This is a genomic window from Thermodesulfobacteriota bacterium, assembly GCA_034189135.1.
GTDB lineage: Bacteria > Desulfobacterota > Desulfobacteria > Desulfobacterales > JAUWMJ01 > JAUWMJ01.
Map to the genome: position 1 here is coordinate 1 of JAXHVO010000066.1, position 11,084 is coordinate 11,084.

General features: G+C 45.0%; 16 protein-coding genes and 1 riboswitch. Of the genes, 5 read left to right on the forward strand and 11 right to left on the reverse strand.

Going from position 1 to position 11,084, the window contains the following annotated elements; translation table 11 throughout:
• Nucleotides 1-175: 175 nt before the first annotated feature.
• The 9 genes from SWH54_09740 to SWH54_09780 form a co-directional block, all read right to left on the reverse strand.
• Entirely contained in the window at nt 176-1,381 is a 1,206-nt protein-coding gene (locus SWH54_09740) for an AAA family ATPase (protein MDY6791538.1), read from the reverse strand.
• Nucleotides 1,353-3,053, reverse strand: coding sequence for a hypothetical protein (locus SWH54_09745; GenBank protein MDY6791539.1), 1,701 nt, complete (start codon nt 3,051-3,053; stop codon nt 1,353-1,355). The genes SWH54_09740 and SWH54_09745 overlap by 29 nt, the downstream gene beginning before the upstream one ends.
• Entirely contained in the window at nt 2,990-4,168 is a 1,179-nt protein-coding gene (locus tag SWH54_09750; protein ID MDY6791540.1) for a hypothetical protein, read from the reverse strand. Before SWH54_09750 ends, SWH54_09745 begins: the two co-directional genes overlap by 64 nt.
• 14 nt (nt 4,169-4,182) lie before the next feature.
• Nucleotides 4,183-4,479, reverse strand: coding sequence for a helix-turn-helix domain-containing protein (locus SWH54_09755; GenBank protein ID MDY6791541.1), 297 nt, complete (start codon nt 4,477-4,479; stop codon nt 4,183-4,185).
• Entirely contained in the window at nt 4,476-4,649 is a 174-nt protein-coding gene (locus SWH54_09760) for a hypothetical protein (protein MDY6791542.1), read from the reverse strand. Before SWH54_09760 ends, SWH54_09755 begins: the two co-directional genes overlap by 4 nt.
• A 143-nt stretch (nt 4,650-4,792) precedes the next feature.
• On the reverse strand, nt 4,793-4,930 hold the full coding sequence (locus SWH54_09765; GenBank protein MDY6791543.1) for a hypothetical protein: 138 nt from the start codon (nt 4,928-4,930) through the stop codon (nt 4,793-4,795).
• Nucleotides 4,915-5,502 (reverse strand): acyltransferase, encoded by a 588-nt coding sequence (locus SWH54_09770; GenBank protein MDY6791544.1) that lies wholly within the window; start codon nt 5,500-5,502, stop codon nt 4,915-4,917. The genes SWH54_09765 and SWH54_09770 overlap by 16 nt, the downstream gene beginning before the upstream one ends.
• Entirely contained in the window at nt 5,503-5,928 is a 426-nt protein-coding gene (locus SWH54_09775) for a hypothetical protein (GenBank protein MDY6791545.1), read from the reverse strand.
• 106 nt (nt 5,929-6,034) lie between these two features.
• Nucleotides 6,035-6,286: a helix-turn-helix domain-containing protein gene (locus SWH54_09780; protein ID MDY6791546.1), complete on the reverse strand. Its 252-nt coding sequence runs from the start codon at nt 6,284-6,286 to the stop codon at nt 6,035-6,037.
• Between the two features lie 305 nt (nt 6,287-6,591).
• On the opposite strand from SWH54_09780, the gene SWH54_09785 reads away from it, so the two are divergent.
• From SWH54_09785 to SWH54_09805, 5 genes are all read left to right on the forward strand, one after another.
• Nucleotides 6,592-6,918 (forward strand): hypothetical protein, encoded by a 327-nt coding sequence (locus SWH54_09785; protein ID MDY6791547.1) that lies wholly within the window; start codon nt 6,592-6,594, stop codon nt 6,916-6,918.
• A 78-nt stretch (nt 6,919-6,996) separates the two neighbouring features.
• Nucleotides 6,997-7,095: riboswitch (cyclic di-GMP riboswitch) on the forward strand.
• A gap of 70 nt (nt 7,096-7,165) precedes the next feature.
• The gene (locus tag SWH54_09790) at nt 7,166-7,660 is read left to right on the forward strand and encodes a hypothetical protein (protein MDY6791548.1); all 495 of its coding nucleotides are present in this window, start codon (nt 7,166-7,168) and stop codon (nt 7,658-7,660) included.
• A gap of 41 nt (nt 7,661-7,701) precedes the next feature.
• The gene (locus SWH54_09795; GenBank protein ID MDY6791549.1) at nt 7,702-7,863 is read left to right on the forward strand and encodes a hypothetical protein; all 162 of its coding nucleotides are present in this window, start codon (nt 7,702-7,704) and stop codon (nt 7,861-7,863) included.
• A gap of 515 nt (nt 7,864-8,378) precedes the next feature.
• Nucleotides 8,379-8,711 carry a GIY-YIG nuclease family protein gene (locus SWH54_09800; protein ID MDY6791550.1) on the forward strand — a complete coding sequence of 111 codons (333 nt, stop codon included), beginning with the start codon at nt 8,379-8,381 and terminating at the stop codon, nt 8,709-8,711.
• Nucleotides 8,712-8,760: 49 nt separating this feature from the next.
• Nucleotides 8,761-8,991, forward strand: coding sequence for a hypothetical protein (locus SWH54_09805; GenBank protein ID MDY6791551.1), 231 nt, complete (start codon nt 8,761-8,763; stop codon nt 8,989-8,991).
• 618 nt (nt 8,992-9,609) lie between these two features.
• On the opposite strand, the gene SWH54_09810 is transcribed toward SWH54_09805, so the two are convergent.
• Together SWH54_09810 and SWH54_09815 are read right to left on the reverse strand one after the other, a co-directional pair.
• A complete protein-coding gene (locus SWH54_09810) occupies nt 9,610-10,053 on the reverse strand; it encodes a hypothetical protein (GenBank protein MDY6791552.1) in 444 nt (147 codons plus the stop codon).
• An 86-nt stretch (nt 10,054-10,139) separates the two neighbouring features.
• The coding region (locus SWH54_09815) for a methyl-accepting chemotaxis protein (GenBank protein ID MDY6791553.1) at nt 10,140-11,084 on the reverse strand (945 nt) is incomplete at its 5' end.

Genomic DNA, 11,084 nt, shown 5'->3' on the forward strand with positions numbered 1-11,084 from the left:
GATCCACAAAATCCCTAAAAACCGGCTTTCCACAAAAGTCAGATTTCTGTTATGGATACGTGTGACCGGATCGATTCCAAAATGTTCAAGTTTCATGACTGAACTCCTTTTTGCCCTGCGTCTTGTCGGGGCGTAGCTGTGAAGCAAAGCCTGAAGCCTTCAGCCGTAGCACGGGTTACAGACTCATCACCACTTCCGCAGTCACTTTTTCCTCGCCCATATCCACCGCCATGTTCATGGCTTTTGCGGTCAGGTTGTTCACCGTCAGGGGATAACCGCGACTGACTATTCTTCCGCTGCCGGTTTTATCCTGCAGCCTGTGGGCCATTGCTTCAAAAGCGTCGTCTGAAAAAATATCTTCTGTTTTTTTGTTGATCCTTTTGAATTTATGCACGATGTACCTGTCCAGGTCTCCGTCAAGACCGGTGATCTCCGCACAGGTAACTCTGCGCGTGACCTCGCGCATCTCAGGATGTCGGGTTTCATCCAGAAGGAATTTGAGCTCCGGCTGTCCTATGAGGATGATACCGATCAAGCGGCTGTAGCCGTCCTCCAGCTCATAAATCTGTTTTAAGGCTTTCATGGCTTTGACGTTCATTAAATGAGCCTCCTCGATGATCAGCACCTGTTTCATGCCCGAAGTAGCCCGGTTGCGCAGCAGTTGCAGCGCCTGGCGGGTTTTGGCCTCCAGGCTGCGCTTGGTTTTCTCCTCGGAAATATCCATGACAATGGCATCGATCAGCGACCCCGGCGTAATCCTGGATTTATCCACGATGATGGGAAAAACCACCTTGATGTCCTCGCTCATCAATTCCTGGACCACCGCCTTTCGTATCACCGATTTACCGGAACCGACTTCGCCGTAAACTGCAGTGAACCCGGCGTACCGTGCCGTGTCCAGCATCATCTCCTTGATGAAGTGATGATCTTCCGAAAGGAAAATGTCCCTTACGTCAGATATGTCGTTTAGAAACGGACTTCTAAACAGTTTGAAATGCTTCAATGCTCTTTGCTCTATCATTTCCGCCTCCTTATGTTTTTCTGTTTTTAGTGGGTCACCGGGAACAATCGCCGGTACGCTCCAGCTTCGCTGCATGGCATCCGACATGCTCTTTCGCCGCCAGTCCGGGTATGCGTAGTTGTTGGTCTTTTCCACTTCGTCCCAAATTGCGTTCATATCCAGCCCCCGATGTTGCAGCCAGGCGCTGAGCGCCGGATCGGCGGACACCGCTGATTCCACCGATGCCTTGAAACGCTCGACTTTTTTGGGAAACCGGCCTGTGAAAGACAGCCAGAGAACAGTGCTCCCAAAGTCCGTCCGGTCGGCGAAAGCCTGCTGGCTGACGCCGCATTCATACAGCAGCTGTTTTAAGCGAAGCATTGTCTCCTCCAAGATCAGCCGGAGTCAGTGACCCGTGATCCATTGCCATGTGATACAGCCGGTCCGATTCGGCCAGGCTCATTGATGTGCCGTACGCTTGGCGAATTGCCGTATTGAGTTCAGGGGTGATCAGCCCCAGGGCGGTACTCAATTTTTTCAATACCGTCATGATCGGGATCTGTTTTTGTCCGACATTTTCCGCCGTTTTGGCCGTGTTTAAAGGGGTGCCGAGTCTTGGCATGTAGGTGCGATTGACTTTGTCCGCCTGGTTGCCGAACACGGTGATCCCGCCGAACGGCACTGCGTCTTTGGGTCTGTCTTCACCAAACGCCAAATTTTCTCCCCGCTTTTTGGCCTTCTGGGTCAGCGTGTCCGGCATCCGTTTATACTCGCGCCCGATGACCGCCGCATCCTCCCGGAAACCGCCGTCCACCCTGCCGATGGGTTTGACCAGGTATTCTTGATCTTTGAAAATCACTCCGATTTCCGGCCAGAGGAAGGGGCGCAAAACGACTTTGACTTTTGATCGGTTGGGTAAAAGGCCCTCGATGTGTTTGAGGTTGTATTCTTCGGACCGGAATGAAATCGAGTACCGTCCGGTCACCGTACGATCCGTTTCCGGCTCGGCAAACAGATCGTGCAGAATGTCTTTATCCGGGAGTTCCCTCAGTTCTTCTTTCTTGATTTTGAGCCAGCATTCGGAGCGGGTCATGCCGTGGCGGGTATGCTTTTTTGTACCATTGAAATGAACGCACCAGTCCAGCGCCCAGTCATTAAGTTCTTGCACCGTTTGAGCCGGTTGAAACCGCAGGCGGGACTCGAACTTGGATTCAACGATATTCTGGGCGACTTCCGCCGATCCCTGACGGCCCGGATTGTGCGGCAGCGATTTGGGGATCTCGATCTCCAGGCGTTCTAAAAATGCCAGGATCGCTTTGGAAATGTTTGCCGCTCCTGCGTCCATGAGCATAAAAAACGGCACACCGCGGAAGGGGAATTTTTCACGCTTCCCCCCGCTCCAGGCGGCCAATAAAAAGTCGTACAGGTTTGCCTGGGTTTCTCCGCCGGTATAATAATATTTGACACAAATAATATGGCTGAAGTGATCTGTAAGAATATAGCGGATCAGCTTCTTTTTAACTGTGGCGAAATTCTGCCATTTATTTTTGTAAAATTTATCCTCCCGCATCATATGCAGGCCCTTGCGACCCTTGAGATAATACTGGATACAGACCGAGGCATCGAAAATATGCACATGGTTGGGATGCAATGATCGCATCTGGATGTGAGGCTCAGGTGTGTTCAGGGCGGCGGCGTTCATCTGCCGGTCGCGCAGCAGTCTGGTAAGCCAGGCCACGCTGCAGGTTCCCGGATCGATAATACCGTTGTCCTCGGCAATGGAAAGCGCGGTCTCCACGTCCATGATGGTGCCCTTCAGCTCGCGGGAGGACGTATGCACCAGGCCGCTGATAAAATGAAGCTGTTCGTCATTTAACCTGCACGACCCGTTGTCTTTGCGCTTTTTCCGGCCTGAATTAAAGCCGTTTTGGGCTGCGATCCGATATAGGCTTTGAGTCGATCTGCCCGTCATTTTGCGGTAATTTTCGATTACCTTGTCCTTGTCTCCGTTTTTGGCCTCTTTGAGTTCCCGTGCCAGCTCCTGCCTCCACATGGTTTCTGCTCCTTGTTATATTCAGTGTTATCTGCGTCGCCCTGTACTTTAATCGCGCGGGCCGCTGTTTCCGAAAAGCAAAGTCCCCCGGGTCGTATGCATTTACCTGAATTGCCGGGAATCTTCACCCCCTTGGCTTTATTCATCATGCCTTTGTGAAATTCGCATCCACCGCAATCGACGGTGCCAATTTTCACCTGGTTGTCAGCTTCAAGCTGAGCGTGATCATCTTCCCTTTCATACGGCGGGACCCAGTCATCGTCATCGGCAATACCATAATGAACGGTGGCTTCATCATAATAGGCGATGATGGTGCGTTTGAAATGTCCCAGGGTTTCGATGTAGGCGGCCTTCATGAGCGGGGTCATTTTTTCGGGCATATTGCGCACGTCCATCTTCAGCTCCACACCCACCAGCATGGTTTTCAGATTTTCCATGTCCCGGATGAAATTCTCTTCACCCGGCTCGAATCCCCGGGCCTTGACCTGACGTTGGTATTTGGAAATTTCCTTTTCCTGCTTGTTGATGATTTTTTCTTTGGCCTCCAGGACGCGATCTTTGGCCTTGATGGTGGCTTCTTTGTTTTCCAGTTGGGTTTTCTGGGATTCTTTCAGGGCATCGATGGCGGCTTCGATGTCGTCTTTGTTTTCCGGAGTGAGGGGGATTTTTTTGCCGTCGAAATTAAGAGCACCGTCCTTAAAATCTGGCAATTTGCCCGATTTTTCAGACATCAAACGGCCTAAATACCTGATTTTATTAAATGGCATTCCTAAAAATTCGGTCAATTTGCCCGAAAAATTATCATAGATCGGTTTTATATCTTTTAATGTTCTATCAACCGTGCTGACACTTTGGCCCACAGCTTTTGTGCAAAAATCATCCCAGGTCAGACTGCCTTTCCGGTATTCCTTGCTTTTCTTGATGTTATAAAGTGCAGCGTATTTGAGCATTTTATTAAAGGCGATATTACAATCCATCGCCTTTATTTTTCCCAGGGCTTCGGATTCCTCACGGATCGAATCTATCTCATCTTTCATCCGGTTAATCTCAATCATTGCATCCTGTTTTGCGGCCTTGTATATTTCGTTGGCCGCTTCTATTTCTGCATCACCCATTGGTCGTCTCCTTATTAATCTCCCGTTTGAAGTAATTTGATCTCGTGTTCGATTCGCTGTTTATCGGCCTCTTTTCTGCTTTTCATCTTGGTCCAGAACATTGCCATCCCCATGCTCAGTTCATACCTGTCGCCGATAGTTCTTACCAGACCGGTATCTTCCAGCGTCGTCAGGTGGCACATGACCGTATCGTATTTGATATCGACCGAGCGGGCCACATCATGCCCGGATACTGGTTCGCGCTGATCCGCCAGGCATTTTAATATGTCTACCGATATCTTTACCGCATTAATCCTCCGATAACTCTTCATCCGCTGCATGTCTCCTTTTCAACTTCGGCTTTTTTAAAATTTTCCAGAGCGACCATCATTTCTGCCCGGTAGATTTCCAGGCAAGGATCGCATAAGCCATGTGTGACCGCATCTTTCGGACCCGGCTTTTCTCCAAGATACTTTCCGCACTTACAGCATATTCTTTTCATGATGACCTCCCTTTTAAGTTCCGGCCTTGCATCGCTTTCCGCTATGAAAATCCCGCATGAAAAGCCGCCTGCAAATTCGAGCGTTGCTTGGTTGACTGGGTCGGGCCGGGCGACCCTTTGGAGGTGCAGGCGCAGAAGAAATTTTAAAACAGCCCGTAAGCCCTGGCCATCCACAGATAGCCGAAAAATGCACCGGCTATGAACCACATAAATCGAATGCTAATTCTTTCAATCATGGCCATTATTTTTTCCTGCCATGAAGATCTTATATGTTCAGACATCTGATTTCCTTTTTAAAATTAACTGCAAATTCCTTCTGGCATTGGCCGCATTTAAGTTTTGCCTTGTTGCTTCCCTGCATGATTATCTTCAGCTTAAATCCGCAGACACATACGAAGCCTGCCCGCACGGAAGGATTGCCCACCATCAAAGAGTGCGGCAGGGTGTCACGGATCACCACGGACCCGACACCGATCATTGAATATTCCCCTATAGTGACACCGCACAATATGGTTGCATTCGCGCCGATAGATGCCCCTTTTTTGATGAGCGTATTTGTTATCTGCCAGTCTTTGTTAAAGGCACGGGGATGCAGGTCGTTGGTAAAGGTGCAGTTGGGGCCGAGCAGTACGTCGTCTTCTATGGTCACTCCCTTATACACGGATACGTGGTTGGAAATTTTTACCCCATTGCCGATAACCACACCCTCATCTATATAAACGCCTTTGCCGATGATGCAGCTTTCTCCGATGATCGATCTTTCCCGGATTTGCGATCCGTGCCAGATTAGAGTCCCTTTCCCTATCTTCGCTTTTTCAGACACTTCTGCAGTCGGATGGATGCAAATATTCATTTATATCTCCGGGTCCAGTATACGCATTTGGCGGCGTCCCCTGCGCACCTGCTGATAAGCCTTGGCCCATTTGAGCAGTTTCTGATCTTCCTTTCCGATCACCTTCGCCCCGACCGGCCTGGCCAGCACCTTCAGCGGGGAAAAATCGCCCACGACAATACAGAAAACCGGCAAAACCCGCATCGGCATCTGCCTGCCGGGTTCGGCAGGGTTTAGCCACTTTTCCAAGGTATCGAGAGTCAGGCGGTTTCCGTTGCCGGTAACCAGGCTGAGGCCATAGCGATCAGCCAGTTTATTCATTTTGTCCGCAATTAAACTGCGTGACATCCCGCTGTTTTTTGCGGCCCTGTTCAAAATCTCTTTCATTTCAACCACGGTGTTAAGTGTCGGTATTTCAAACAAAGACAGCTGAACCGGTTTTTTCATGATTCACTCCTTTTTGTCCGTGGCTTGATTTCAGGGCGTCCGATTTTTTTATAAAAACTGACATTGACTTGATTTTTGTTTTTAGTTATTATGTTTTAACGTTTATTTATTCCGCTGTTGCCGGTATATATTCGGTTTTTGATGTGCTTCTTTTCGGCGGACTTAAATAATAATCGGGAAACACCGCGGTGTGTTTTTTGCCGATCACCTCAGCGATGGCACGCATAATCCGATCTGATGTCGAGCCGCGGTAAATAACTCGCGAAACACTCATCACCGATACGTCCAGTTTTTCGGCGATGGCGGTCTGGGTGGTTTTATTATCTCTAATGGCTTTTTTAATTTCGTCGGGTGTCATGGGTATAATTCCTTATCTATTTTTTGATTGGGTTTGATTAACGTTTATTTGATTTTATGTTAGAATTATAACACATGTCAAGAAAAAAGTGTCAGAATACTAACATTTCTTTTGGCGGACGGTTGCGCTTATTTCGAGAATCTATGGGATTAGGCGTTAAACCGTTTTCTAAATTAATTGGTATTTCACATGCTTCACTTTCTCAAACCGAAAACAACAAAACAACAACTTCAGCACAAACTATTTCTAATTTAGTTCAGAATACTAACATCAATATTTATTGGTTATGTACCGGCGAAGGTGAAATGATCCGGGGGGATGAAAAAGACCTTCTATATAATAAGGGAGAAGATGAAGATCCGGAGATCGCCGATTTATTATCCAGGACGGTGGAAATCCTCAAATCAGATACAGATCATTCGGTATCTCTGACCGCCAATATCCGTTCGCTTCACCATGCCATCAGGACGGAAAAAAAGATTTCAGAACTAAAAACAGAAGTGGATCATATTAAGCAAATAATAAAATCCAGGGTGGGTGCCATTGAAACAAAACTCAAAAAATCGGAAGAAATCAGAAAAGAGGACTCCCCCGAGGAAAAAGAAAAATTCTTATTGAAACGGGCAATGTGAAATATATATTAATTTTAGAGGATAAGATTGACAAAATGCATCATATCTGATAAAGCTTATTTAAAATAAAATATTAATTTCTCGAAAAGGCAAATCCGGGGGAACCCGGATGCGCAAAGCCCTTGAGCCTGAAACACCGGTTATATAATCCGGTGCACAGGCAGTCAGGCTGCCGAAAGAAATAAATTAGAGGCTGTTTCGTTTCTTCTGGCGGAGCAGCTTTTTTATTTTAAGCGGAGGTAACGCAATGCTTAAACGGAAAATTTGCATGAGCTTTTTCGTTTGTTTATTTTTCTGTTCGGCAGGCTTTGCCGAGCCTCTTTATATGTGGGAGGACAAAGATAAAGTTATTCACGTTTCTGACGTAAAGCCAAACCACAAGAACTATATTACTATTTACAGCCCCTATGGCCGGGCGGGAAAAGATACAAATACCAAAGCATCCTCGGAAAAGACAGTTCGTGCTCAACAGGTAAAACCCCAAATTGCACTAAATTTAAATGACATCATTAAAAACAACTGTCAAAAGGAATGGCCCAACGATTATCGAATGCAGAAATTCTGTATTGATCAACAAAAAGATGCGTTAAAAAAGCTAAGGGCTGGCCGACCGGCTGATATCCCGAAAGATATTTTTATAAAAATCAGAAACAAATGCAGCCGTAAATGGAAAAATGATTTCAGGATGGTGCTCTTTTGTGAGAGACAGGAATGTGAAGCCTGGCGGCAACTAAACCGGTGAGGATTGTGAAAAGCATAGACAATTAAACACGGGGGGTTAGGATGAGCTTCTCAAAAACAAGGGGATTTCTTTATTGGTTGGCTAAGTTTCTTGGCGATATTTCTGCAATTACAAGTGGCAATCCAAAGAAAATAACCAAAAGGGTAGGAAGAAGAGTGGCGGGTAAAGCAACGGGAAAATTTCTCAATAAACTATTTAAATAAAGCTTATGTAGAAAGGCTGCTGGATGAAAGTTATATATGAAGACACCGATGGTAATTATATTATCGGCTGCCAGCCTCAACCGTCATGTGCCCTGTAAAATAAAATGCTTATGCTGAAATTCTTTCACAGTAAATTAACATTTAATCTTAATCACTTGTTAGGAAATTTTATGGTCAAAACCTTTTCAAATATCATCGATTCAGAAACCAGGCTGGTCATTTCCATTATTGACAATGGACCGGATTATGATGACGGCTACTCTATTTAAATTAGAACCCCGAGATATCCGGATGGAAAAGATGGGGTGCTGATTAAAGATAACGATCAACAATTAATTGATCTAAAAGTATTTATTGATGATTTCATTAAGTCAAACAGAGATCAAAATTATAAGCTTCTTTTCGCAAGATATCTTGAAGATTTAGCTAAAATTATACGTAAAAATGTTATTAAGGTGGTCTAAATATGCCTGAAAATAAAATTCCTTAATTGAATCTAAAAGGGAGGTATTCAAATGAAAAAAATTGGAACTCTCATACTAAAAGGTGCTTTAGGTATAGAATATACGTTCGATGTTTATCCGTATGGGACAAAATTTAAAGCCATTGGCGCAGTTTATTATATATCTAAACGAACAGAAAAAGCTGGCGGCACCGGCTCCCATGATAAGATATACATAGGCGAAACAGAAGATTTGTCTGTAAGATTTGATAATCACCACAAAGAATCTTGCTTTGAAATGCATAATGCAAATTGCATTAGCATTTATGAAGAGTTTGATGAGGAGAAAAGACTCATAATAGAAAAAGACCTTATAGATGCACGTAATCCGCCTTGCAATGGGTAAATATAATGAAGCAAATTACATCCATCTTAATTAAAGGGAATCTATTAATATGACAAATCTATTTGAATTTGACCTTTATAAAGCTAAGGATAGTCGTAAATATGCCTTTTTTTATAATCCGGACGGGAAGGTTGCCTGGGCAATAGGGCTTCCACCTCCACCGATTCCAAAAGTTGGCGTTGGCAGAGCAGGCCCGGAATTACAAGCTGATTCTCAAGAAGTTGCACGCCAAAAATTAATCAAAGCTATCGAATCCGGAAATTATTTAAATGAACCATAGAATACTGAAAAGTCTCTGGAAATCACGAAAATAATAAAATACCTTAGCTGAAATTCTTTTGCAGCGAATCAAAATCTAATGTTATAAATTGAGGAAATACAATGGAACCACACTTGTTGAAAAGTTAGCTGGCATCAAGTTGCGGGGACGCCTGGTCGGCAAGAAAATTGATAGAGAAAAAAAGAGTCCGCAAGATGTGGTAAAATTTCCAAGGTTATAATAATCAAATCCAACCGTCGCAACCGCTGCTCAGCAGGCTAAGGGTGAAAATGAAGTATGGAACAAAGCTTTCTTAGACTAATAAAAGTTCTGAATATATCTTAATTGATGAAATAAATACTATGCCTAAAGGGCTCAAAGGGATCTATCTTCTATATAAAAAGCGCCCGAAGCTAAAACCCTTTGATAGATTTCACATTCCCAATACCTATCCTGATAGTAGTGAATTGCATCTCGAATTTTTTGACTATTCATGTTAACACAGTAACTGTTCTCATGAGGGTCCATGACGAAGGGGCATGTGCTTTTTCACACCAGGGTAATTTTTCTTCTTATTTTTTTCACCGCAAAGTCCGTAAAATCTTTTTTGACGCTTGGGAGAATTTCCATGATGCATCCTCATGCACTCCCCAGCATTTTAACATTATTGAGAATATTGAGATTTTTCTTATACCGGCCAAGCTCGTTGGCAAGTCTGTTTTTGACCCCATCAATCATGTAGCTAATCTTATTAATGATTAATGACTTAACCAGAAACTCTATTGCAAATTCCTGGGCATCATTTATATCTTCGAACTGAAATAAATCGATTATTTTATTTGCTGCCGGGTTGAGTCGTGTGTAGATTTCCTTTTGTATAGAGTCAAGACCTCCACCTTTTTTTATACCCCAGACGGCCTGAACAATATAGTCAACCGATTCGCTTAAAAGCTGCATCTTGTATAACCTGAAAATCTCCATCACTGTCCCGTCAATCATTGGGCCGATGTTCCTGCTGATTTTCCTTAAATCTTCACAACTATTCTTTCCGCTTTCATGTGAATACGTGGCCATTGCTTCCATCTCACCTCTCCTCCAATTGACTGTTGTTTGTGATTCTGGACAACCCAAATCGAGCTTTTGCTCGATTTGGGTTCAACTTTTATTGATTAAAAATCCTGGAAATCAGCGTCGTCCAAGGGAATCACCTGATTCGGTTTTACTTCTTTTTCATGAATAACAGCCATTTTTCTGGTGCCTGCTTTCTTTTTAGCAGCCACAAGATGCTTGTGTGTGTTGAATTTTTGATGCGAGACCGCCGAAACTTGACTGTTTCTCTGGCCGTTCGTACTCCCGCCAACCAGAGCTGCCAGACTCTCTACAAACCCTTTCATTTCTTCCGCCTGGGCATTCATCTCCTCAGACGCAGAAGCCGTTTCTTCGGAATTGGAAGCATTTGTCTGTACGACCTTGTCCATTTCAGCCACTGCTGTATTCACCTGTTCAATTCCCTGGGCCTGTTCATTGGATGCGGCAGCGATTTCACCTACCAGCTCGCCTACCTTGGAAGCGCTATCCGCAACTTTACTGAAAGTTTCGTTCGTCCTGCCCACCAGTTCAGATCCATCATTCACCTTCTTAACCGTACCTTCAATCAGTTCCGCCGTGTTTTTGGCTGCATCGGCTGATCGCATGGCAAGGTTTCTCACTTCTTCGGCCACAACGGCAAATCCGGCACCGGCCTCACCTGCCCTGGCTGCTTCCACCGCAGCATTCAAAGCCAGCAAATTTGTCTGGAAAGCAATCTCATCAATGGTTTTTATTATCTTTGATGTCTCTTCACTTGCTTTGGAGATATCCTCCATAGAGGTGGTAAGTTCGCCCATAGCATCATTCGCTTCGCCGACAGCCTGATTGGCTCCCTTCATAAGATTATCAGCATGGTTGGCATTGTCTGCATTTTGCTTGGTCATTGATGACATCTCTTCAAGTGATGAAGATGTTTCTTCTATGGAAGCCGCCTGCTCTGAAGCGCCTTCCGCCTGTGACTGGCTTGCAGATGAAATTTGCCCTGAAGCAGATGCCACCTCTTCAGCACCCTCGCTCAAACCCTC

Bases quoted from the DNA above. Each gene is read 5' to 3' on its own strand.
- SWH54_09740 (MDY6791538.1), bottom strand. From the start codon at position 1,381: ATGCTTCGCTTAAAACAGCTGCTGTATGAATGCGGCGTCAGCCAGCAG.
- SWH54_09745 (MDY6791539.1), bottom strand. From the start codon at position 3,053: ATGTGGAGGCAGGAGCTGGCACGGGAACTCAAAGAGGCCAAAAACGGA.
- SWH54_09750 (MDY6791540.1), bottom strand. From the start codon at position 4,168: ATGGGTGATGCAGAAATAGAAGCGGCCAACGAAATATACAAGGCCGCA.
- SWH54_09755 (MDY6791541.1), bottom strand. From the start codon at position 4,479: ATGAAGAGTTATCGGAGGATTAATGCGGTAAAGATATCGGTAGACATA.
- SWH54_09760 (MDY6791542.1), bottom strand. From the start codon at position 4,649: ATGAAAAGAATATGCTGTAAGTGCGGAAAGTATCTTGGAGAAAAGCCG.
- SWH54_09765 (MDY6791543.1), bottom strand. From the start codon at position 4,930: ATGTCTGAACATATAAGATCTTCATGGCAGGAAAAAATAATGGCCATG.
- SWH54_09770 (MDY6791544.1), bottom strand. From the start codon at position 5,502: ATGAATATTTGCATCCATCCGACTGCAGAAGTGTCTGAAAAAGCGAAG.
- SWH54_09775 (MDY6791545.1), bottom strand. From the start codon at position 5,928: ATGAAAAAACCGGTTCAGCTGTCTTTGTTTGAAATACCGACACTTAAC.
- SWH54_09780 (MDY6791546.1), bottom strand. From the start codon at position 6,286: ATGACACCCGACGAAATTAAAAAAGCCATTAGAGATAATAAAACCACC.
- SWH54_09785 (MDY6791547.1), top strand. From the start codon at position 6,592: ATGATCCGGGGGGATGAAAAAGACCTTCTATATAATAAGGGAGAAGAT.
- SWH54_09790 (MDY6791548.1), top strand. From the start codon at position 7,166: ATGCTTAAACGGAAAATTTGCATGAGCTTTTTCGTTTGTTTATTTTTC.
- SWH54_09795 (MDY6791549.1), top strand. From the start codon at position 7,702: ATGAGCTTCTCAAAAACAAGGGGATTTCTTTATTGGTTGGCTAAGTTT.
- SWH54_09800 (MDY6791550.1), top strand. From the start codon at position 8,379: ATGAAAAAAATTGGAACTCTCATACTAAAAGGTGCTTTAGGTATAGAA.
- SWH54_09805 (MDY6791551.1), top strand. From the start codon at position 8,761: ATGACAAATCTATTTGAATTTGACCTTTATAAAGCTAAGGATAGTCGT.
- SWH54_09810 (MDY6791552.1), bottom strand. From the start codon at position 10,053: ATGGAAGCAATGGCCACGTATTCACATGAAAGCGGAAAGAATAGTTGT.